The organism is Halalkalibacter urbisdiaboli, from assembly GCF_002156385.1.
Classification (GTDB): domain Bacteria; phylum Bacillota; class Bacilli; order Bacillales; family Bacillaceae_D; genus Halalkalibacter_A; species Halalkalibacter_A urbisdiaboli.
This window is the reverse complement of record NZ_MVJM01000003.1, coordinates 13,426-34,201: the sequence shown is the minus strand read 5'-3', so window position 1 is coordinate 34,201 and position 20,776 is coordinate 13,426. Positions and strand designations below refer to the sequence as shown.

At 39.6% G+C, this 20,776-nt stretch carries 25 protein-coding genes; 5 read left to right on the top strand and 20 right to left on the bottom strand.

The genetic code is table 11. The features are described from left to right. Positions 1–455: 455 nt before the first annotated feature. From B1R93_RS14625 to B1R93_RS14565, 13 genes are all read right to left on the bottom strand, one after another. Positions 456–1,058: a SpoIIIAH-like family protein gene (locus B1R93_RS14625; RefSeq protein WP_088104722.1), complete on the bottom strand. Its 603-nt coding sequence runs from the start codon at positions 1,056–1,058 to the stop codon at positions 456–458. Between the two features lie 3 nt (positions 1,059–1,061). After that, positions 1,062–1,721, bottom strand: a complete 660-nt coding sequence (gene spoIIIAG / locus B1R93_RS14620; RefSeq protein ID WP_088104721.1) for a stage III sporulation protein AG — start codon at positions 1,719–1,721, stop codon at positions 1,062–1,064. Next, the gene (spoIIIAF, locus tag B1R93_RS14615; RefSeq protein ID WP_088104720.1) at positions 1,718–2,368 is read right to left on the bottom strand and encodes a stage III sporulation protein AF; all 651 of its coding nucleotides are present in this window, start codon (positions 2,366–2,368) and stop codon (positions 1,718–1,720) included. The genes spoIIIAG and spoIIIAF overlap by 4 nt, the downstream gene beginning before the upstream one ends. A 17-nt stretch (positions 2,369–2,385) precedes the next feature. Further along, positions 2,386–3,561 carry a stage III sporulation protein AE gene (gene spoIIIAE, locus B1R93_RS14610; protein WP_425348964.1) on the bottom strand — a complete coding sequence of 392 codons (1,176 nt, stop codon included), beginning with the start codon at positions 3,559–3,561 and terminating at the stop codon, positions 2,386–2,388. A gap of 31 nt (positions 3,562–3,592) precedes the next feature. Beyond that, the gene (gene spoIIIAD, locus B1R93_RS14605; RefSeq protein ID WP_088104719.1) at positions 3,593–3,982 is read right to left on the bottom strand and encodes a stage III sporulation protein AD; all 390 of its coding nucleotides are present in this window, start codon (positions 3,980–3,982) and stop codon (positions 3,593–3,595) included. A 15-nt stretch (positions 3,983–3,997) separates the two neighbouring features. Continuing rightward, positions 3,998–4,204 carry a stage III sporulation protein AC gene (gene spoIIIAC, locus B1R93_RS14600; protein ID WP_088104718.1) on the bottom strand — a complete coding sequence of 69 codons (207 nt, stop codon included), beginning with the start codon at positions 4,202–4,204 and terminating at the stop codon, positions 3,998–4,000. Positions 4,205–4,228: 24 nt separating this feature from the next. Further along, positions 4,229–4,741, bottom strand: coding sequence for a stage III sporulation protein SpoIIIAB (spoIIIAB, locus tag B1R93_RS14595; protein WP_088104717.1), 513 nt, complete (start codon positions 4,739–4,741; stop codon positions 4,229–4,231). Further along, positions 4,738–5,664 carry a stage III sporulation protein AA gene (gene spoIIIAA, locus B1R93_RS14590; RefSeq protein ID WP_207634167.1) on the bottom strand — a complete coding sequence of 309 codons (927 nt, stop codon included), beginning with the start codon at positions 5,662–5,664 and terminating at the stop codon, positions 4,738–4,740. The genes spoIIIAB and spoIIIAA overlap by 4 nt, the downstream gene beginning before the upstream one ends. Before the next feature lie 12 nt (positions 5,665–5,676). Then, positions 5,677–5,958: a YqhV family protein gene (locus B1R93_RS14585; protein ID WP_088104716.1), complete on the bottom strand. Its 282-nt coding sequence runs from the start codon at positions 5,956–5,958 to the stop codon at positions 5,677–5,679. Between the two features lie 153 nt (positions 5,959–6,111). After that, a complete protein-coding gene (gene efp, locus B1R93_RS14580; RefSeq protein ID WP_088104715.1) occupies positions 6,112–6,669 on the bottom strand; it encodes an elongation factor P in 558 nt (185 codons plus the stop codon). Positions 6,670–6,760: 91 nt separating this feature from the next. Beyond that, a complete protein-coding gene (locus B1R93_RS14575) occupies positions 6,761–7,828 on the bottom strand; it encodes a M24 family metallopeptidase (protein WP_088104714.1) in 1,068 nt (355 codons plus the stop codon). Beyond that, on the bottom strand, positions 7,829–8,266 hold the full coding sequence (gene aroQ, locus B1R93_RS14570) for a type II 3-dehydroquinate dehydratase (protein WP_088105643.1): 438 nt from the start codon (positions 8,264–8,266) through the stop codon (positions 7,829–7,831). 164 nt (positions 8,267–8,430) lie between these two features. Then, entirely contained in the window at positions 8,431–8,925 is a 495-nt protein-coding gene (locus tag B1R93_RS14565) for a YqhR family membrane protein (protein WP_088104713.1), read from the bottom strand. A 308-nt stretch (positions 8,926–9,233) separates the two neighbouring features. On the opposite strand from B1R93_RS14565, the gene B1R93_RS14560 reads away from it, so the two are divergent. Next, entirely contained in the window at positions 9,234–9,644 is a 411-nt protein-coding gene (locus B1R93_RS14560) for an SA1362 family protein (RefSeq protein WP_088104712.1), read from the top strand. Between the two features lie 12 nt (positions 9,645–9,656). On the opposite strand, the gene B1R93_RS14555 is transcribed toward B1R93_RS14560, so the two are convergent. The 4 genes from B1R93_RS14555 to B1R93_RS14540 all read right to left on the bottom strand — a co-directional run bounded on the left by B1R93_RS14555 (position 9,657) and on the right by B1R93_RS14540 (position 14,942). Continuing rightward, the gene (locus B1R93_RS14555) at positions 9,657–10,550 is read right to left on the bottom strand and encodes a patatin-like phospholipase family protein (RefSeq protein ID WP_088104711.1); all 894 of its coding nucleotides are present in this window, start codon (positions 10,548–10,550) and stop codon (positions 9,657–9,659) included. 108 nt (positions 10,551–10,658) lie between these two features. After that, on the bottom strand, positions 10,659–11,087 hold the full coding sequence (gene mntR, locus B1R93_RS14550; protein WP_088104710.1) for a transcriptional regulator MntR: 429 nt from the start codon (positions 11,085–11,087) through the stop codon (positions 10,659–10,661). Between the two features lie 110 nt (positions 11,088–11,197). Then, positions 11,198–12,223, bottom strand: coding sequence for a spore photoproduct lyase (gene splB / locus B1R93_RS14545; RefSeq protein ID WP_088104709.1), 1,026 nt, complete (start codon positions 12,221–12,223; stop codon positions 11,198–11,200). A 154-nt stretch (positions 12,224–12,377) separates the two neighbouring features. Next, positions 12,378–14,942 carry a vitamin B12-dependent ribonucleotide reductase gene (locus B1R93_RS14540; RefSeq protein ID WP_088104708.1) on the bottom strand — a complete coding sequence of 855 codons (2,565 nt, stop codon included), beginning with the start codon at positions 14,940–14,942 and terminating at the stop codon, positions 12,378–12,380. A gap of 380 nt (positions 14,943–15,322) precedes the next feature. Between B1R93_RS14540 and B1R93_RS23830 the strand changes: the two genes are divergently transcribed. Both B1R93_RS23830 and B1R93_RS23825 read left to right on the top strand, forming a co-directional pair. Next, entirely contained in the window at positions 15,323–15,709 is a 387-nt protein-coding gene (locus B1R93_RS23830) for an aminotransferase class IV (protein WP_342587530.1), read from the top strand. Then, a complete protein-coding gene (locus B1R93_RS23825; protein ID WP_342587537.1) occupies positions 15,705–16,181 on the top strand; it encodes an aminotransferase class IV in 477 nt (158 codons plus the stop codon). The genes B1R93_RS23830 and B1R93_RS23825 overlap by 5 nt, the downstream gene beginning before the upstream one ends. 22 nt (positions 16,182–16,203) lie before the next feature. On the opposite strand, the gene B1R93_RS14530 is transcribed toward B1R93_RS23825, so the two are convergent. After that, on the bottom strand, positions 16,204–17,040 hold the full coding sequence (locus B1R93_RS14530; protein WP_088105642.1) for a lipoate--protein ligase family protein: 837 nt from the start codon (positions 17,038–17,040) through the stop codon (positions 16,204–16,206). Between the two features lie 181 nt (positions 17,041–17,221). Here B1R93_RS14530 and B1R93_RS14525 point away from each other — a divergent pair, with 181 nt between their 5' ends. Together B1R93_RS14525 and B1R93_RS14520 are read left to right on the top strand one after the other, a co-directional pair. Continuing rightward, a complete protein-coding gene (locus tag B1R93_RS14525) occupies positions 17,222–17,599 on the top strand; it encodes a rhodanese-like domain-containing protein (RefSeq protein WP_088104707.1) in 378 nt (125 codons plus the stop codon). Positions 17,600–17,737: 138 nt separating this feature from the next. Continuing rightward, positions 17,738–17,917, top strand: a complete 180-nt coding sequence (locus tag B1R93_RS14520) for a small acid-soluble spore protein H (protein WP_088104706.1) — start codon at positions 17,738–17,740, stop codon at positions 17,915–17,917. Positions 17,918–17,968: 51 nt separating this feature from the next. On the opposite strand, the gene gcvPB is transcribed toward B1R93_RS14520, so the two are convergent. Both gcvPB and gcvPA read right to left on the bottom strand, forming a co-directional pair. Continuing rightward, positions 17,969–19,426: an aminomethyl-transferring glycine dehydrogenase subunit GcvPB gene (gcvPB, locus tag B1R93_RS14515; protein ID WP_088104705.1), complete on the bottom strand. Its 1,458-nt coding sequence runs from the start codon at positions 19,424–19,426 to the stop codon at positions 17,969–17,971. Beyond that, positions 19,423–20,769 (bottom strand): aminomethyl-transferring glycine dehydrogenase subunit GcvPA, encoded by a 1,347-nt coding sequence (gene gcvPA, locus B1R93_RS14510; RefSeq protein ID WP_088104704.1) that lies wholly within the window; start codon positions 20,767–20,769, stop codon positions 19,423–19,425. The genes gcvPB and gcvPA overlap by 4 nt, the downstream gene beginning before the upstream one ends. Positions 20,770–20,776 lie beyond the last annotated feature (7 nt).

Here is a 20,776-nt window from a genome sequence, read left to right as displayed (position 1 = left end):
TTTACATAGTCATTGCTATTTTTTTCATAATAACCTTCGTTTATCAGCTGCCCAGCCAACAAATACCTCTATTTTTTGGCAGCGGCTTCGCTCAATGCTTAACCCGAAAAAAACAAAGGTCAAAAACCGTGGGCACTGAAAAAGGGTGCTTTTCCCTTTTTCAGTGCCCTCCTCGAAGCAATGTGCGGAGCCGTTGCCATCTTTTTAAAAGCCTGCTATGAGTGGGTTTCTCTTAGCAGGCGAGCAACGTGTGAAGCCATTGCTGCTTCCTAGCGTGACTTTCAAGGGGTTTTTCAGTGGCTTCCAAAAACCTTCTATTTTTTGGCATTGGCTCCGCTCGCTGCGCGTTTGGATGAAAAGGGCACTCATCCAAACTTTAAGACAGGCAACGGCTTCGCTCAGTGCTTAACCCGAAAAAAACAAAGGTCAAAAAACGACCTTTGTTTTTTTCGGGTTTATTTAGATGTTGGGTGGTAGCCTACTTTTACTTGCATGCCTTGGCCTAGTTGTTCTGCGGCCATGTTCATGATTTCCACAGTTTCTGCTTTTGATAATTCATCCGCTTGGACAATGATTTGAACTTCGTTGTCTTCAGCCATAACGAGTACGTCTTCATAACCTTTTGTCATAATTAATGTTTCTAGTGTTTGTTCCTTTTGTGCTAGACGTTGTAATGCAATTTTTTTGTCATGAGCTTCTACTACTAAATCAGCTGGTGAATCAGAAGAACCCATTACTTTTGTATATTCCTCAGCCATTCTACTGCGAGACTCTTCTAATTGTAGACGAATTGCTGCAAACGTTTCGTTCGTTGATGTGCTTGAAATCACACCAGTCTCCGTGAACTCAGCCTCCTCTAAATCCATGTCGAACTCTTCAGCTACATTGACAACATCCGTTACGTTTTCACTATTAACCTCAGAACCTTCTACTTCACCGTCTTCTACAAATGCCACATTATCACTAGGCCCTTGTGGTGAGGTAACGTAATACACCGATAACACAAAGATAAGACTCAACATTGTTAATAACCAAACTGTTTGTTTCTTTAAGACCATTTTCTATTCCTCCTTCGTTTTCTTAGGCATTACTGAGACCCGATGGGATGGTACATCTAGTACTCTACTAACCGCTTCTACAACCCACCCTTTTACTTGGGCGTTCTCTACTCCTTTTGCTACTACAAGGACTCCGCGGATATCAGGTTTTTGCTTATTAATTAAAACTGGTTCTTCCTTATCACCACTACGGATTATGACAAGCTGTTCATCTTCTGAAACATCTTCAACCTGTCTTTTTCCACCTTCTCGATCGGTTTCATCTGTGTTTTGTTTCTTTGTACTCGTATTTTTTTCATACACATTTCGCTCGGTTTCTGCCAAATTAATCATGATTGTCACATCGGAAATTCCAACAATTTCGTTTAAGGCTTCACGAAGTTGATTTTCAAATCGGTTTTCATAGTCCTCCATTGAATTTGGTTCAGCGGAAGATTTTTGTCCAAAAGCAGGTTCATCTTCTGAATCCTTCTCGTTAAAAACGGGTAAGGGTTGTTCGTTTGCTGGTTCATTGTTCAGAAGGTTCCCCACAATCATGAGCGCAATCCCTAAACAGCCGAGAAGCATAATGTAATGAAGAGGCCACCTTCGTTTTTTTTCACTTCCTTGTTTTTGGAATAGCTTTTGCAGCCATTGACGATCCTTCTGTTCGTCTTGATTCATTCTGCTCTTTTCCCTCCTTCCCATGCTAACGAAATTGTGTCTGTAGGAATTTGCCAACTTTCCGAAAGAAATTGCTGGACAGGCTTTAACTCAATCGTTTGCTCTGTCTCTTTTGTCTTAAGTGGAGAAGACGTATCGATTCTTACTGTACTAACAGGTCGTACTTGCTCTTGCATTTCCTCTTCTGATTCGTCTTCCTTTACCTCAGTTACTTCAACGTATATCGTTTTGAGGTCTTCCATCTCGACTGGTGCTTCAGTAGTCTCGCTAACCTCCACGTCAATACGAGCAACTTCTAAGGAATACTCCTCGCGTAACGTCTCTTCCACTTGTCTCTCTAGTTGGACAGCCACCTGTTCTGAAATATATGCAAGCTGTCCGAGCTCTATATCTCTTTTTTGCAAATTTATTGATTCTTCTACTGAATTTTTTTCGTTATCCACCTGATTTGATAGAGAAAACAGCCATTCATCCACATCTTTCGTAAAAATAGATAACAGCGGCTGTAAAATCATCACAAGCAATAATAATCCTACTACCATTTTTACGTAGCGCTGCATATTTGAATTTGGTAGCATTAGTTCCAAAATCGTCGCGAGTAAAATTAATAAAATGATATTCGTCAACCATTCTGTTAGAAATCCCATGCTCGTCCTCCTTTCATCTATCGAACCATAAACGATAAGTTACCTGCTGCAACCATTATCGTGATCGCTAGAAAAAACATAAGACATACGATTGCTAATGCAGCAAATACAAAAATCACAGCTTTGCCGATAATTGATAAGCATTCAATAATTGGACCCCCACCAAGCGGTTGTAGAACAGCCGCCGACAAATTGAAAATGATGGCTAATGACAAAACCTTTAACGCTGGAAATGCACATAGCATTAATAGAATCGCTAATCCAGCAATACCAACTGTATTTTTAAGCAAAACTGATGCACTCATAACCGTATCTGCCGCATCAGTAAACATCCTCCCAATAACTGGGACGAAATTTCCTGCAATAAATTTAGCTGTTCTTACCGTAATCCCATCAGCGACAGCGGTTGATGCACCTTGTACAGAAATTACACCTAAAAACACAGTTAGAAAAACACCTAATGTTCCAACCGCGATATTTCTTAAAAACGTTGCTAGTTTGGTTACTTTATAGTGATCCGTCAGCGTACTCACAATACTTAAAACCGTTGATAAAAATAAAAGTGGTAAAACAAAATTTTGGATTAATAATCCGCTTGTATTGACTAGAAAAATAATTAATGGGTGGAATAGTGTTGCAGATGTAACATTACCAATTGCCGCCATTAACCCTAGCAATAGTGGTAGAAGGGCAATCATAAAGTGGATCATGTTACTTACTGCCTCTTGGGCATAGCTAATCGCTACATGAAAACTATTTAAAGCAATAATCATTAAAACCATGTAGGTTATCGCATAAGCAACCTTACTAATCGTGTGCTGTTCAAACGCATTTTGCAATGATTGGAGAATCATACAGAAAACAGTTAATAGAATAAGCATTCCTAATAATTTTCCGTTAACTAATAACTCATGTAATAAAAAGCGAACAAATCCAAGCGCCCATTCTTTAAACGAGAAGGTTTTATCTCCTTTAACAAATTCCATGAAGGAACCTTTTTGACTCTCTGGGAGGAAACCCCCATATTCGGTTGAAACCTTTTCCCAATACGATCGAATTTCATCTAATTTTAATTGCTCTATTTGCCTCTCAACAAAGTCTTCATCTGAAGGCCTGTCCTCCTCTGCTGAGGCAGAAGGCATGAAAACTAATAAGTTAACGGCTATTAATATGAATATCCACCCTTTCCACACAAGTCACCCTCCCTTCCACTAAGCTTGTACGTTAATTTGGTAGTAATGATAAGACCATTTCAATAACTGCCGTTAAAATCGGTATCGCTAAAACGAGGATCAGCACCTTACCAGCAAGCTCAATTTTTGAAGCAATAGCTGCTTGTCCAGCATCCTTTGCAATTTGCGCGCCGAATTCCGCTATGTAGGCAATCCCTATAATTTTTAAGATGGTTTGTAAATACATCATGTTCATGTTTGCACTTTTGGCAATCTTCTCTAGCATTTGAATGATTTTTGCGATTTCATCTATGAGAAATAGAAAGATGAGAATACCGACAAAAACCGTTAACAAAAATGCGAAAATTGGCTTTTGTTCTTTAACAACGAGAGCTAGGAAGGTTGCGATTAGTCCTAACCCTACTATTTGTATAATGTCAATCGCAACACACCCCCTTTACCCTTGGAACAGAAACACTCCTTTAATTTTTTGAAATAAGTCATCGATGATGGTCGCAACCATATAGAGAACGACCACAAACCCAATAAGTGTCACCCAATGAGCCCAATCCTCCTTGCCCATTTGCTTTAAAACAGTATGAATCATGGCAACAACAATACCGATACCGGCTATTTGAAAGATTGTGTTCACATCATACACCACGACCTCTCCCCCTCCCATTAAGTCTTACATCATTAAAACAATAATTAGTAACCCTGTTAAAAAGCCAAGACTCTTTATCATTCGTTCATAACGAATCTGTTGGTCACGCGCTTCTCCCTCTTCTCTTTGTAAATGAGACAGGGTTAATTTTATTTGTTTTTGCTGTTGCTCTCGATCCTGTTGTCCAAGAGTTGCGCCGAATTGACTCATCACTTCTCGTTCATTTTGTAACAAAGCCGTGTGACTCCATGTTTCATCTAGACTTTTTTCCCATGCTTGGTGGGCTGTTTCCTCTTTATTTACTAATCGATAAGAAAAATGCTCAAAAAAATAGGAAATCGGCTTTGGCATTTGTTTAGCTAGATTTCGGCTTGCTTCCGCTAAAGGTGTGAGCCCGTAGAGAATTTCCGCCTCTAATGATTGAATCGCAACTTTAAGCTGTCTAATCTGTCTTGGTCTGTCACTTAATCGCTTTGCAAATTCAAAGCCAACCCAGGTCGTTGTTAAAAGAATGATGATTGCTCCGAATATTTTCATTGTATTTTCACCACATTTTTCAAATGACGAATTCGTTTAACGACCCCCGGTCTACCTGAGCGCGTGAGCTCCACACAGCGCTCAAAGGCATGCATTTCAAACAATGATCGGAGTGCTGGTCTATTCGTAATATCTTCGAAAGAGTAACCATGTGCTGTCGTTACAACAATGACACCTGCATGTATCGCTTCCTGTACTGCTAAACAATCTTCCTCACGGCCGATTTCATCAACAACTAATACATCTGGACTCATTGAACGAATCAGCATCATCATCCCTTCAGCCTTTGGACATCCATCTAGCACATCGACTCGTTTTCCTAACTGATGCTGCGGTACTCCTTTTATACTCGCAGCAATTTCTGAGCGCTCATCGACAATCCCCACTTTTAAAGGAGAAATGCCCCTTTTAGGAACCCCTTCACTTATTACGCGTGCAACGTCACGTAACAATGTCGTTTTCCCTGACTGTGGTGGTCCAACAAAAAGCGTGTTAAACCACCTTCCTTCGTAAAGTTGAGAAAGGATTTTTTCAGCAACTCCAATTGTTTGTCTTGCAATCCGAATATTGTATGAACTAATATCGCGAAGAGTCTTGACTTGTCCTTTATCTAAAACGACCTTACCAGCCAAGCCGACCCGATGACCGCCTTGGATCGTAATAAATCCTCGACGAAGCTCTTCTTCAAAAGCATACAAAGAATATTGGCTTAACTGATTCAATATAAATTGACCGTCCTCAGGCTTTACAACATAATACCCGTCTGCATGTTGAGGGTAATGCGGCTTCCCCGCTGCTATCACTTCCAGCGGCCTTCCAACGCGAAGGCGAATTTCTTCAATCCCTTCGCTCACAGGAGAAGGCAATTCTCTTAACAAATATTGAATGCGATCAGGCAAGACAGGTAATACCTCTCTCAACATTGCTACCCCCTCCTATTTTCGAATTCCAATTAAAATAAGCACAACACCCGCTCCAATGAGGACTAGCTTTGTCACAGATAGCCGGTCTGACATTCCGACTAACCCAATGGCAATTGACGTTACTAAGACGGTTGGTCCAATAATGGCTAATAAGGCATTAATCCCTACAGCCTTTTCTACACTATTTAGACGCAGCATTAGTCCAGCTGCAGTTAACTCTATTAATCCAGAAACAACTCGTAACCCAACCATTACAAGTAGCGCTGCTTCAATTGTGACAAACCACGTTTTCATACTCCCACCTCTAGGTTTATTTATGGAACGACTAACGAGTAACTGTCACTCGCTTTATAAAACCTTATGAAGGAGGGGACGAGTTCAGAACAAAAAAAGACGAGCTTGTTCTTTTAAATTAAGAACAAACTCGTCTTTTTAGTTAAAATCGTATTAAGCACGAGAGACGTAATCGCCACTACGTGTATCAATAATTAAAACATCACCTTGATTAATAAAAAACGGAACTTGAACCGTAAATCCTGTTTCAAGTGTTGCTGGCTTTGTTCCACCAGACGCTGTATCTCCTTTAATACCTGGCTCTGTTTCTGTTACTTCTAGTTCAACCGTGTTTGGAACCTCTACTCCTAACGTCTCACCTTGGTAGGTCATGATTTGAACGACCATGTTTTCTTTTAAGAATTGAAGTTCGTGTTTGATTTGGTCAGTTGAAAGCTCTAATTGGTCAAACGTTTCGTTATCCATGAACGTATGCATGCCACCACTCTCATATAAATAAGCCATGCGACGGTTCTCAATATGTGCTTTCGCTACTTTTTCTCCTGCACGGAACGTTTTCTCTTGAACTGAACCTGTGCGTAGATTACGAAGCTTTGAACGTACGAACGCTGCTCCTTTTCCTGGCTTTACGTGTTGGAAGTCCATAACTTGCCAAATTCCGTTATCAACTTCAATTGTTAAACCTGTTTTAAAATCATTTACTGAAATCATGTTTTATCTGCCTCCATCTTTCCATCCAGCTACTGGACATTCAATCACATTCCTTACTATACCAGTTTGAACCAAGTTTCTCCACTAGTTTTTAGTCAGCGATGGTCACGAGTTCCTTCGTTGATTTGGTAAAAGATCGATTCCCATCTTTTGTGATTAAAGTATCATCTTCTATCCGAGTTCCACCTACACCAGCAATATAAATCCCTGGCTCAACCGTAACAATCATCCCTGGTTCTAGGACCGTATCCGTTTTCATCGATAAAGTGGGACCCTCGTGCACTTCCATTCCTAGCCCGTGACCTGTTGAATGACCAAAATAATCACCGTAGCCTTTTTCTTTAATATAATCTCTTGTAAGAGCATCAGCTTCCTTACCAGTGATTCCCGCCTTAATCCCTCTCATTCCACGAATCTGGGCTTCTAATACCGTATGATATATTTCCGATAACTCATCACTTATTTGACCTACTGCAATGGTTCTCGTAATATCCGAGCAATACCCTTTGTAATACGCACCAAAGTCTAACGTAACAAGCTCGCCCGACTTAATTTGCTTATCGCTTGCCACGCCGTGTGGAAGGGCGGAACGATAGCCTGAAGCAACGATGATATCAAAAGAAGAGCTTGTGGCCCCTTGCTTTCTCATAAAGAATTCAAGTTCATTTGATACCTCAAGCTCTGTCTTACCCGGGCGAATATATTGAATGATATGTGAGAAAGCAGCATCAGCAATATCAGCAGCATCTTGGATGAGGTTAATTTCTCCTGCATCTTTTACCAGTCTAAGCTTCTCAACCATTCCTGAAACCGGTATTAACTTAGATTGAATAAATTTTGAATAGAGCTGATGAGCTTCGTATGTAATTTGGGACTGCTCGAATCCAACATTTTTTAAGCCTAATCGTTCGGCTTGCTTTGCAACCTCTGCAAAAATTGGACTCGTATGTTGAACAATGGTAAAGTCCGGAGCTTGTTCCTTCGCTTGTTCCACATAACGGAAGTCTGTAATTAACAGTGCTTCTTTTGCAGAGATTAAAAGTACACCTGCAGTTCCGGTAAAATGAGAAAGATAGCGTCTGTTGTACATACTTGTTACGAGCATTCCATCAACCTTGTGTGCTGAAAACTGAGATCTTATTGCCTCTAATCGGTTCATTTACTCCTCTCCTCCCTCAATCAATGCAGCTAATGCTAGCTTGTAACCAGTAAACCCTAGCCCTACGATTTGTCCTTTCGTTACAGGTGCAGTAACAGACGTATGGCGAAAAGCTTCCCTAGCATGAACATTAGATATATGAACTTCAATAACTGGGATTGAAATGCTTGCAATCGCATCACGAATGCCATAGCTATAATGAGTAAATGCCCCTGGGTTAATAATAATTCCTGTTGCTTTTTCCGCCGACTCATGAATCCAATCAATAATTTCACCTTCATGATTCGATTGTAAACAGTTAACGTTCACACCTAGCTTTTGTGCTTCCTGATGAAGCATGAATTCTAAATCGGAAAGTGTTTCTTTTCCATAAACACCAGGTTCACGAAGGCCCAGCCGATTAAGGTTTGGACCATTTATAACATAGATCTCTCTCAACTCTTCACCCTCTCCCATCGGTCACTTTAACTATATACAAGTGGTTGCTAAGTGAAGCTATTGTCCAGCTTTTTCTTAACAATTATAAGGTTAATTATTCCATGACCATTGTATCATAGTTAGGGCTATTGAGAAACGAGGTCAGTTCCATTTCGGTCAACAAGTTACGATGCCGATTTTCGATGTTGCTCAGCATACTCGTACGAGATCGAGTAACCAATAAAGAGACCGTAAAGGACATATAAACAAAGGGAAGTAATAATTGTGTTTAAATCTAGATTTTGGACTGCCTTTAGCCCAGGAATAAACGGATTTATGACATAAAATACTAATATCCATAAGACGAAGCCAAAGCCAATCCCAGCCCATATGATGTGAATTTTTTGCATAAGCATTCTATAGAAGAAAGCAATACCAATAGACAATAATGAAATCACTGCAATACCGACTAATTGACCAATGTATGTTGTTTTCCAATCACCTAAAGCCCATGGCATTAAAATGAGTGCAGGGCCGACTCGAATAAACTTAAAATAAAATGCCAAATAACCAATAAGAGACCAGATCAGCCCACCAAATAATCCAATTAAGGCAACCTTCGCTCCATAAGACATTTGTTCAGGATGTTGATTTTGTTCAAGTTCTGTTTGTTTTTCCATTTAAGCCACCTCCACTAGCTAGTATTTCCCATCGCTCTCTTAACTCATGCATCAAAGTAACCGTTTACATTTATTTTGACATCATTTACCTTGAAAGTGTGTAAAATGTAGGAAAGAAGGGAATGAATAGAAGTGTTAATTGCTTTTTCATAGTTTATTTGGAGCTTTTGATGTAAAATAAAAGAAAATATCAATAAAAAATCTATACCATTTCGTTTTATTCACTCTTCCCCTCAAACTATAGAGTGTTTCCATATCCGGTGTTTAGAAGTATGTTTCGCTGTCATTAAAATGGAGGTGAGCTGACCATGCGTCGAGCAATGCAAATCATTGTTCCTTTTGTATTAATTATGGCATTTATTGGACTCGGTTATGAATTATTCTTTAATCCCCTTGGTTTTTTAAAACAACTTTTGTTTATAGCTGGGTTTGTCGCGGTTGTTTATCTTCTGTACCGCTGGTATTTATCAAGACGCTATGGCACTAGTTTGTTCCCTTCCAGACAAGGACCAACAAAAGCACAAATACGCAAAGCCAAGCGAACAAGTACTGTATCACAGCCTATTTTTAAACGCCAACCAAACGTGAAAGGTCCTAATAGAAGAAAAGCACAAACAAAAAGGTCGCATCAGCGTTCACCTTTAAAACGACGGGATGATCATAATCTAACAGTCATTGAAGGTAAGAAAAATAAAAAAAAGAATCGGGCTTTTTTCTAAGCTCGATTCTTTTCAGCTCCAATTTTTTAGAAAATGCTTTGTTTCTTCCCTCCCTATAGTTACTAGCTTCTCTTTCATTTCCTCACTTAATGAAAAATCAGTTGATTTTACATCTAGAATTGGAATAAAGACAATATTTTTGGCATGTTCTTTTTCAATATAACGTACATCATGAGCAGAACTCATTGTTTCGAACAGCGCCTTAAACATGACAACAGCGTTTTTAATACGCCTTGAAGGCACTTCTTTTAGTTGTGGTGTGAGCTGAAACCCAATGACTGGCCTTTGGTAGGCCTTTACTTTTCCATCACGAAACAGCCACATTGGGAAGTTACTTAAGATCCCCCCATCAACCACATACGAATACTTTCCAAAACCTGAGCGATGATACAGTTTTACAGGTTCAAAAAAATACGGAATACTACAGCTCATTCTAACAGCACGGGCAACTGAAAATTTCTCCGGAATCGCACCATATTGCTCCAAATCATCAGGTAGAACAATCATTCTCCCTCTTGATAAATCAGAAGCAACGATTCGTAATGAGTTCTTTGGTAAATCTCCAAAGGTTGAGATTCCTTTTGCCTTTAGGACATCCCTGAGCCATTCCTCCAATTTATCACCTTTAAATAACCCTAATTTAAAATATAAATGCACCCATTTGGCAAGCGAAAAGGGCAAAAACGAAATTCTCTCATCCTTAAACTCTTCAACATTTAGCTTATCAAGTAAATTATATATTTCATGGCTCTTATAGCCGGCTTTTATAAGAGCTGCGATAATTGAGCCTGCGCTCGTGCCCCCTAACCGTTCAAACTCATACCCTTGTTCCTCTATTATCTGGTAAGCTCCAATGAAAGAAAACGCCTTAACACCGCCACCCGCAAATACCCCGTCAATTTTCATTTCACATCACCCCGCTCTAGCCTATGCTTGAGAAGGCTTGCTTCGTGATAATTGATTTATTAGAAAAACGTCGATTCCAAAAAAAAATAACCACAGCTTATACTATGGTTATGAATTCGTCTCTTCACTTTTTCTTTGAACATTTCGAAGTTCTTCCACTCTTTCAGGTTCTTCTTGGAAATATTGTACGAGGTCACCAATTCGATCAATTGCATCCCAGCTAAGATGGTGCTCAATCCCTTCGACATCTTGATAAATATACTCTTTGTCTACTCCGATTAATTTCATGAAATCCTCTAACAATTCATGACGGTAGACAAGTCGTTTACCTACCTTCTTCCCTTTAGCTGTTAAGATAAGGCCACGATAGCGTTCATAAATAAGATAATCATTTTTATCAAGCTTCTGAACCATTTTTGTAACTGATGAAGGATGAACCCCTAGTGCCTCAGCAATATCGGAGACTCGCGCATAACCTTTCTCCTCAATTAATATAAAAATTCGTTCTAAATAATCTTCCATACTAGGTGTTGGCATAGGGAACCTCCAATAATTTCGATGCGAATTAACGTTCTCGCCTAATGACAGTACTCCCATTTTACTACAAATACTTACCATTGGACAAGGCAAAGGTAAGCTTGATTTAATCAAGTAAAGTATTCAATTTTAGCTTCAGGAAAAAAACGTTCAATGTAAGATTGGATCGTTTCTTTTAATACAACTGCTTCATCATCCTTATAAACATATTTGCCACGACCGTAACGCCCCCATTTATATTTTCGTTCTTCTTCATTCATTTCGAGCTTTGTTTTCGGGTAACGTTTTTGAATAATATTTTTTGCCGTTTTCGTAAAACGATGCTGAATTAACTCAAATGTCAAGTCCCTTTTTGCGTATTTCGGTAGCGTCGCTTCAAGCCTTTCGAAAAGTTCTAAATAACCTCCCTGCCAATGTTCGTGTAAGATGAGTGGGGCTATAATAAAACCTAAAGGATAATCCGCTTTTGCCACTTTACCTGCAGCTTCTATTCTCTCTAAAAATGATGAAGTGCCTGGCTCAAAATGCTTTATAACGTAATCGGAATTCACACTAAAACGAAACCGAGTATTTCCATTATGCTTTGCACCCAATAGGTGATCGACATAATGATACTTTGTGACAAACCGTAAACGGCCATGTTCCGTTTGTCCAATATGCTCAATTGTTTTCTTTAAGGAATGCGTTAAATGATCAAGGCCGACCACATCAGAGGTACAAGCGGCCTCAAAGCGAGTAATCTCCGGTTCCCTCTCCTTTATATAAGCATCTGCTGCAGCAAATATATCCTCCAAATTGACATACGTACGAATATAAGGTTTATTCCCCAATGTTGTTTGTAAATAACAATAATGGCAATGACCCATACAGCCTGTTGCAAGCGGAATGGCATATTCAGCAGATGGCTTTGATGTATCAAATTTTAACGTTTTTCGTACACCGATAACTAGCGTGGATTTGGCGTTTCGATATTGCTGAAGCTCGTTGTTTCCTGGGATATTTCTTACCTGGTTATGGGACGTTGTTTCCCGAATCTCAATTCCCATATTTTCAAATTTTTCTTTTAATTCACGACCAAGTGTGTATTCCAATGCCCCTGGTTCGATATAGACTAATTGGGGTGAAAATGGGTTCATGTTGCACCTCGTTTTTAGTATTAGAGTATGCAAAATCCGCTCATTCACCCTTCCAAATAAAACAAGAGGATGTTCCAAAAGGTTGTTTTCGACCTTTTGGAACATCCCTATAACTAAGACTTTTAAGCCAGCCCGAATTTTTCAGACTAATTTCTTATAGTCCACATTTTAATTGGGCACCACAAGAGGTACACGTGTTACATCCGCCAAGGTCTTCCACGGTACCTTCACGGCAGACTGGGCATGTGTCACCAACTTCAGAACCAAACGTTACATTAGTAGAACGAAGATCACTAATCGTATCTACTAAAACTACTTTTTTACTCTGCTCATCTTCTTCCATTTCGAACATTTCAATTTCTTCAAAATTGTTCTCTTCGGCTTTTAATGAGAGAACCTGTGCATCACGGCTTCCGTCAACATAGACAGTACCGCCCTTTGCACCTCCACGATATAAACGCTCATATACACCTTGTACTTGTTCTACTGTATAGCCCTTAGGTGCATTTACTGTTTTTGATAAGGAGCTATCAACCCAGCGTTGAATAATACACTGAACGTCTGCATGTGCTTCAGGTGAAAGCTCCATTGTTGAAATAAACCATTCTGGTAATTGATTAGGATCTGCATCAGGATTTGCCTTTAAATACTCTTCAACAATCTCAGCCTTTACTTCAATAAATTTCCCTAGACGACCACTTCTGAAATAGGAGAATGAGAAATAAGGCTCTAAACCTGTTGATACTCCAACCATCGTTCCTGTACTTCCAGTAGGTGCTACTGTCAACAAATGAGAGTTACGAATACCATGCTCTAAAATACCTTGACGGATATCTTCTGGCATTTTGCTCATATAGCCGGTATTAATGAATGCCATGCGAAGCTTTCTTGTCTCTTCTTCTGTTTTTCCAATTAAGAATGGGAAACTACCCTTTTCTTTTGCAAGTTCAATGCTTGTCCGGTAAGCAGTAGTTGCAATTGTCTCAAAGATTTGATCAACAAGTTGATTCCCATCTTCCGAACCATAAACTGTCTCAGTATAAATAAGTAAGTCATGGAGTCCCATAACACCAAGGCCAACTCGACGCTCACCTTTTGCTTGCTTCGTATTTTGCTCAAGGAAATACGGCGTGGCATCAATAACATTATCTTGCATACGTACACCCACTTCGACCGTACGTTTAAGTTTTTCGAAATTAACCTGCTTCTGTTCTTTTTCGGCCATTTCTGCAAGGTTAATGGCTGCAAGGTTACAAACTGAAAATGGTGCAAGTGGTTGTTCTCCACAAGGGTTTGTTGCTACAACCTTTTGACCATAGGCCTTGGCATTTGTCATGTCATTGGCATTATCAATAAAGAAAATACCCGGCTCCGCACTGTATGTTGCACAAATATTAATTAAGTTCCAAAGCTCTTTTGCCTTAATGATGCGATACGTTCGAACGCCATAGCCACGCTCTTCCCATTCACGAACGTCCCCAATCTCATGCCATTGCTTGTTATAAGCTTCCATTTCTTGTTCAGAGTAGTTTTCTACATCTGGGAAACGAAGAGTATAAACATCATCATTTTCAACAGCTTCCATGAATTCTTTTGTTAGACACACAGAAATGTTTGCACCTGTTAAAAATTCCGGATTATTAACCGTATAATTACCGCCAACACGTAGTTTTTCCTCTGCTTCTTTAATTACTTTATTTTCAAATCCACCTTGACCAGGAATAACTTTGAAATTAGCGATCCCTTGGTACATTGACTCCTCTATTGGAGAAAGCGGAGTAAACTTCAATTTATCTTTTACAAGCTTCTGAATTTGCTCATCCTCGGTATTTTCAAGTAAATAACGAAGAATTCTTGGATTTTGCATTTTCGCAATAATAAATTCCATAATATCCGGATGCCAGTCCGCGAGCATGATCATTTGAGCTCCACGTCTTGAACCACCTTGTTCAACAAGGTGAGTAAGCTTTGCAATATCATCTAACCACGATACTGACCCTGATGATTTTCCATTTACACCACGTGCTAGTGTATTTCTTGGGCGAAGGGTTGAACCATTCGTACCTACTCCACCGCCTCGGCTCATGATTTCCATCACTTGTTTACGGTGTTCAGAAATCCCTTCACGTGAATCTTGTACAAAAGGCATTACATAGCAGTTAAAATATGTAACATCCGTACCTGCTCCGGCACCATAAAGCACTCGTCCAGCCGGTACAAAATTCATATGAACGAGTTCATGATAAAATTGTTCAAAGGCTTCTTGTCTTTTTTCTTCTGTTGTTTCAACAGATGCTAACCCAGTTGCGTTTCTTTTTGCGATTTGCTCATAGTAAATTTCTAACGGTTTTTCAATCGTATCGAGGGAACGACTGACAATTCCGGAATTTGCTTCTTCACCTTCTAGCACGCCACGAAAGTCTTCATCGACTAACACTTTCGCTTTATTGTTTTCCCAATCAAGCTCAACGACAAATCCATAACCACGGGCTGGGAATTTTGGGTCGTCCTTTACAGTTAATACAACAAAGTCTCCTTCCTTTAATGTTTTCTTTTCTGTATCCTTGAACGTATAGCGGTCAAGCATTACGAGACGTGATACCCCTTTTCTTGTCGTGTGCATGTCCTCCGTAATTGCATGCACCTGTGGAAACTGCTCAATATCTTGATTTAACCTTTCAATATTGAGACGCATCACGTTTGACATCGTCATTGCCATTCGCCTCTCCTCCTTAAACTATATCTTCAATCATTAGTTGTCGATTACATCGATTCAGATTCTTGGCTAAGAATACCACATGTCTTTTCCCAAAATCAATATATTGTGCTCATTTTTATAAAAATCATACTATATATTGTGAACGTGATGATTAATTTTTAATTTGTCAACTTTGAAATGACTCAAAAATAATAGCATAAATGAGGTAATACGGTTTTTTGTCGTATTTTCCCGGAAAAATGAAGCATTTTGTTTCTTGCTAAAAGAAGTATTCCTTTCTAATCCTTGTCTGACGCCTTTTTTGACTAATATTAGCGAATGTATTGACAAAACTTTTTTTAGGTGTTCAGATAATAAAAACAATTCGTGGAGGGCTTTCAATGAATTTTGTTCTGCAACATGATGAAATTATTGAATCTTCTAAAGCTGTTGTTCAAATAAATGATCGCGGCTATCATTTTGGTGACGGAATCTATGAGGTTATTCGGATTTACAAGCAAAAACCATTTACCCTTGATCGGCATATTGAACGGTTAGTTGAAAGTGCATGCAAGCTTGATTTGACAATCCCATTCAGTCAAAAAAAAATGAAAGAGTTAATTTTTGCACTCATAAATAAAAATAAGCTTGTTGAGGGAATTGTCTACATTCAAATAACAAGGGGTGTCAGTCCACGAAACCACCTTTATCATCGCGGGGAAAATCCCATTTTAACTGGCTTTACACAACCCTTTACATTAGACGAAAAACAAGAGGGTTGGTATTGATCTGTGGTTAACGGATGATATTCGGTGGTTACGTTGCGACATTAAAACAATTAATTTATTAGGGAATGTCCTCGTTAAACGAGAAGCGGCCGACCACGGCTGTCACGAGGCGCTCATGCACCGTAACGGAATTATAACGGAAGGGTCTTCTTCTAATGTATTCATAGTGAAAGATAATGTTTTATATACACATCCAGCAACAAATTTAATTTTAAGGGGGATTACTAGACAAATCGTATGTCAATTAGCTAAAGCAGTCGGCCTAGCTGTAAAAGAAGAAACATTTCTAGTAGAAGCACTTCACCAGGCAGATGAAGTATTTATTACAAGTACGATGATGGAGGTTATGCCCGTTCGTTCTATAAAAGGCCAGATTGAGAAAAATTACACAATAGGTCCAATTACATTAAAGCTACAGAATCACTTTTCACAGAAAATCCAGGCTTTATCAAAAACGACAAGCACTCACTAAGTGAGTGCTTGTCGTTTTACATTTACCGACGATAATTCCAGCTATCTTGTTCATACCGTTCTTTGGCAAGCTCTTGAACAAAAGCCTCTTCCTCATCTGTTAATTCATATTGTTCCAAATGAATATTCAGCCCTCGTTCAAAGCCTTGACGGAAAGCTGCACTTGCCTCTTGGAGAGATAACGGTTCTTCTCTAAGAGCATTAATAGCAACAGCTTTATTTTTAAAGTTTTTTTGCATCCGCTCTCTAACTCGTTCACTCGAATACTTAAATAAGTCAAATAACTTATCCTCATCAATCTCAAGTATAATCGAACCATGCTGCAAAATAACACCTTTTTGACGCGTTTGTGCACTTCCCGCTACCTTCCGCCCTTCAACTACTAATTCATACCAAGACGGAGCGTCAAAGCAAACAGCTGAACGGGGGTTTTTTAATGCAGTCTTTTCCTCTTCAGAGCGAGGAATCGCAAAATAAGCATCAAGTCCAACAATTTTAAATCCTTCTAATATGCCTTCAGAAATGACACGATACGCTTCTGTCACAGTCGCTGGCATGTCTGGATGGTCTTCTGAAACAATAACGCTGTATGTAAGCTCCTTATCATGCAAAACACCTCGACCACCGGTTGGTCTTCTAACAAAACCAAGCCCGTACTGTTGAACAGCCTCCATGTTTATTTCTTTCTCCACCTTTTGAAAATAACCGATTGAAAGAGTGGCAGGGTTCCAGCCATAAAACCGAATCGTAGGAGGAATTTTTCCTTGGCTATGCCAATTTAATAATGCTTCGTCTAAAGCCATATTATAAGCAGGGGATCGATTACCTGAATCTATAAAACGCCATGTTTCTGTCATCATCATCGCTTCTTTCTTCTTATCTATATTACAAGTGTAGCAAAAACAATCAAGAAACGACAAGAAACTTGCCCTACGAAAGCAAGGATACTCATTGCGATTTTTCGATGGGAACATTATAATCAAATAAGAATAAGGACAACGATGTTATGGTGTTGAACGAAAAAGGAGTGTACGTGGAGTTATGGATGCTATCATTTGGATCATTGTAGCTGGTTTAATCGCCTACATTATCGTCAAGCGATTTTACAAACCAAAGTACTTAAAAACATTAACACAAGAAGAATTTATTAAAGGCTACCGTAAAGCACAATTAATTGATGTACGTGAGCCTAAAGAATATGAAGGCGGTCATATCCTTGGTGCCCGTAATATCCCAATGTCACAGATACGTCAGCGTATGAATGAGGTCCGTACTGACCAGCCTGTTTATCTTTACTGCCAATCAGGTGCCCGCAGTCGTCAAGCAGCTCAGTTTTTAAAGAAAAAACGAAAGGTTGAAGATATCTCTCACCTTCAAGGCGGCTTCCGTAAATGGACAGGTAAAATTAAAAAGAAATAATAAGCTGAGCTGTCTCTTCGAGGTTGTTCCAAAAGGGGTAATTTGACCTTTTGGGATAACCTCATTTTTTATAAAGGAATAGTCATAGCCGGTTAAGGAAAAATTATAGCTGATCCCATACTTTTAAGGAGGCTCTCAATGAACACGATACGAGCGCAAGAAATCGCTGCTTCACCCGTTATGGCAAATGTAACATTTAATGATGTGCCCATTTATATTCAACATGTTGACGAAACAAATGAAATAGCACGAATATTCCCTCTTGATGAACCACAAAAAGAGCAGACCGTCCCAGTCGCTCAATTGATCGAACATTAAACGAAAGGGTGTGGCGAAAGGCTTTTTGCCTTCCTTTCCACACCCTATCATTTATCTGCTATATCTTAACACAGGTTTACGTGCTGCTAATGTCTCATCCAAACGTCCTATCACCGTGTGATGCGGTGCTTCTTGAACGACTTCTGGATTTTCCTCAGTTTCTTTCGCAATTTGAATCATTGCATCAATGAATTCGTCCAAGGTTTCCTTAGATTCCGTTTCTGTAGGCTCAAACATCATACACTCTTCCACATTCAATGGGAAGTAAATGGTTGGTGGATGGTAACCGAAATCAAGGAGACGCTTCGCCATATCAAGTGTACGGACACCAAGTTTCTTTTGACGTCGTCCAGATAAGACGAACTCATGTTTACAGTGCTGCGTATATGGCAGATCGAAATACGGTTCTAGTCGACGCATCATATAATTCGCATTTAGCACTGCGTATTCAGATACTTTCCGCAATCCATCTGGACCCATTGTACGGATATACGTATAGGCACGAACATTAATTCCAAAGTTTCCGTAGTATGGCTTTACCCGTCCAATTGATTGTGGAATATTGTAATCTAGATCATATTTTCCGTCTTTTTTCATGATCACCGGCTTAGGTAAAAACGGAACTAACTCCTTCTTCACACCAACAGGACCTGAACCAGGGCCACCACCACCATGAGGACCGGTAAATGTTTTATGCAAGTTTAAGTGAACAACATCAAATCCCATATCACCAGGGCGAGCAATGCCTAGAATCGCATTTGAATTGGCCCCATCATAGTATAGCTTTCCACCAGCATTATGAATAATGGCCGCCATTTCTTCAATATATGTTTCAAATAAACCTAATGTATTAGGATTTGTAAGCATTAAAGCAGCCGTATCATCACCAACCACTTCTATTAAATGTGATAAATCAACTAAACCTTGTTCGTCTGTACGAACTGTCACAGATTCAAATCCAGCCACAGTCGCCGATGCTGGATTAGTTCCATGTGCGGAATCGGGAACAATGACCTTTGTACGTTGAAAATCACCATTTGCTTCATGGTAAGCACGAATCATCATTAGCCCGGTCCACTCCCCATGAGCACCAGCAGCAGGTTGCAGCGTTACCTCATCCATGCCAGTTATCTCAGCAAGGGACGTTTGTAAATTATAAAGTAGTTCTAATGCTCCTTGTACTTGCTCCACAGGCTGATAAGGATGAATATGCGCTAACCCTTCATAACGAGCAACTTGTTCATTAATTTTCGGGTTATATTTCATCGTACATGAACCAAGTGGATAAAATCCTGAATCAACACCATGATTTCTCGTTGATAACGCTGTGTAATGACGCATGATTTGGAGCTCTGATACTTCTGGAAGCTCTGGTTCGGATTCTCGGATAAATTCAGATGGAAGTAATTCCTCTATCAGTTGTTCCGGAACATCAAGATGAGGAAGGCTATGGCCAACACGTCCTGGCTTGCTTAATTCAAAAATGAGTGCCTGGTCCTTCGTTCTCATTGTAACGCCCCCACTTCTTTTGCAAAGGATTCAATTTCTTCTTTCGTACGTACTTCTGTTACCGCAATCAGCATATGACCACTACACTCTGGATAATCTCTTTCTAAATCATAGCCGCCAATAAAGCCTTTTTCTAATAGCTGATTATTGACTTCTCCAACTGGCTTATTTACCTTAATAACAAATTCGTTAAATGTTGGTTGACTTCCAACGATTTCAATACCATTTGCTTTGAATTGAGCTTTAGCATAAGCTGCTTTTTGAATGTTTTGGTAAGCCATTTCTTTAACACCTTTTTTCCCGATCGCACTCATCGCCACAGATGCAGCTAATGCATTTAATGCTTGGTTTGAACAAATATTTGATGTCGCTTTTTCACGACGAATATGTTGTTCACGAGCCTGTAACGTTAAAACAAAACCACGCTGCCCTTGATCATCCACAGTTTGACCAACAAGACGTCCCGGTACTTTGCGCATTAATTTTGTTGTCGTCGCAAAATAGCCACAATGAGGTCCCCCATATTGAGTAGGAATACCAAATGGTTGAGCGTCGCCAACAACAATGTCCGCACCAAAATGACCAGGTGGCTTTAATAAACCAAGTGCAAGTGGATTACTAGATACAACGAACATTGCTTTTTCTTGATGGGTAATCTCTTCAATCTCAGCCAGTGGTTCGATACAACCAAAAAAGTTCGGATATTGAATCACAACACACGCTGTATCAGTGTCATAGTTTGCTTTTAATTGCTCGAGGTCTGTAATCCCATCCTTCACATCAATTTCAATTACATTCAAACGTTGACCAATTGCATTTGTTTGCAAAACAGCACGCGCTTCTGGGTGAACTGATTTGGAAACAAGAATATTCTTCTTTTTCGTTTGCCCAGCACTCATCATCGCTGCCTCTGCAAGTGCAGTCGGCCCATCATACATTGATGAGTTAGCCAAATCCATACCAGTTAATTCACAAATCATCGTTTGAAATTCAAAAATTGCCTGCAGCTCCCCTTGTGAAATTTCGGGCTGGTAAGGTGTGTAGGCCGTATAAAATTCAGAACGCGAAATAACATGATCAACAATGGACGGTATGTAATGCTCATATACACCTGCACCTAAAAATGATGGCTTTTGTTTAATTGAGATGTTCTTTGAGGCTAACCGTTGAAAATAGTCAATAAGATCAGGTTCACGAAGGGCTTCTTTTATATTTAGCTCTCCCTTAAACCGGATATTAGCTGGAATATCTGAAAATAACTCCTCAATAGTATCGATGCCAATTACGGCAAGCATGTCTTGCTTATCTGAATCAGTCATCGGTAAGTAACGATGGTTTGACATATGTGTC

Bases quoted from the DNA above. Each gene is read 5' to 3' on its own strand.
- mntR (WP_088104710.1), bottom strand. From the start codon at position 11,087: ATGCCAACACCTAGTATGGAAGATTATTTAGAACGAATTTTTATATTA.
- spoIIIAA (WP_207634167.1), bottom strand. From the start codon at position 5,664: ATGTTGAGAGAGGTATTACCTGTCTTGCCTGATCGCATTCAATATTTG.
- B1R93_RS23830 (WP_342587530.1), top strand. From the start codon at position 15,323: ATGAATTTTGTTCTGCAACATGATGAAATTATTGAATCTTCTAAAGCT.
- B1R93_RS14525 (WP_088104707.1), top strand. From the start codon at position 17,222: ATGGATGCTATCATTTGGATCATTGTAGCTGGTTTAATCGCCTACATT.
- B1R93_RS14540 (WP_088104708.1), bottom strand. From the start codon at position 14,942: ATGGCAATGACGATGTCAAACGTGATGCGTCTCAATATTGAAAGGTTA.
- B1R93_RS14520 (WP_088104706.1), top strand. From the start codon at position 17,738: ATGAACACGATACGAGCGCAAGAAATCGCTGCTTCACCCGTTATGGCA.
- B1R93_RS14530 (WP_088105642.1), bottom strand. From the start codon at position 17,040: ATGATGACAGAAACATGGCGTTTTATAGATTCAGGTAATCGATCCCCT.
- spoIIIAB (WP_088104717.1), bottom strand. From the start codon at position 4,741: ATGAAAATATTCGGAGCAATCATCATTCTTTTAACAACGACCTGGGTT.
- spoIIIAF (WP_088104720.1), bottom strand. From the start codon at position 2,368: ATGGGATTTCTAACAGAATGGTTGACGAATATCATTTTATTAATTTTA.
- B1R93_RS14575 (WP_088104714.1), bottom strand. From the start codon at position 7,828: ATGAACCGATTAGAGGCAATAAGATCTCAGTTTTCAGCACACAAGGTT.
- B1R93_RS14565 (WP_088104713.1), bottom strand. From the start codon at position 8,925: ATGGAAAAACAAACAGAACTTGAACAAAATCAACATCCTGAACAAATG.
- B1R93_RS14625 (WP_088104722.1), bottom strand. From the start codon at position 1,058: ATGGTCTTAAAGAAACAAACAGTTTGGTTATTAACAATGTTGAGTCTT.
- B1R93_RS14555 (WP_088104711.1), bottom strand. From the start codon at position 10,550: ATGAAAATTGACGGGGTATTTGCGGGTGGCGGTGTTAAGGCGTTTTCT.
- efp (WP_088104715.1), bottom strand. From the start codon at position 6,669: ATGATTTCAGTAAATGATTTTAAAACAGGTTTAACAATTGAAGTTGAT.
- spoIIIAG (WP_088104721.1), bottom strand. From the start codon at position 1,721: ATGAATCAAGACGAACAGAAGGATCGTCAATGGCTGCAAAAGCTATTC.
- B1R93_RS14560 (WP_088104712.1), top strand. From the start codon at position 9,234: ATGCGTCGAGCAATGCAAATCATTGTTCCTTTTGTATTAATTATGGCA.
- B1R93_RS14585 (WP_088104716.1), bottom strand. From the start codon at position 5,958: ATGAAAACGTGGTTTGTCACAATTGAAGCAGCGCTACTTGTAATGGTT.
- gcvPB (WP_088104705.1), bottom strand. From the start codon at position 19,426: ATGAGAACGAAGGACCAGGCACTCATTTTTGAATTAAGCAAGCCAGGA.
- gcvPA (WP_088104704.1), bottom strand. From the start codon at position 20,769: ATGTCAAACCATCGTTACTTACCGATGACTGATTCAGATAAGCAAGAC.
- splB (WP_088104709.1), bottom strand. From the start codon at position 12,223: ATGAACCCATTTTCACCCCAATTAGTCTATATCGAACCAGGGGCATTG.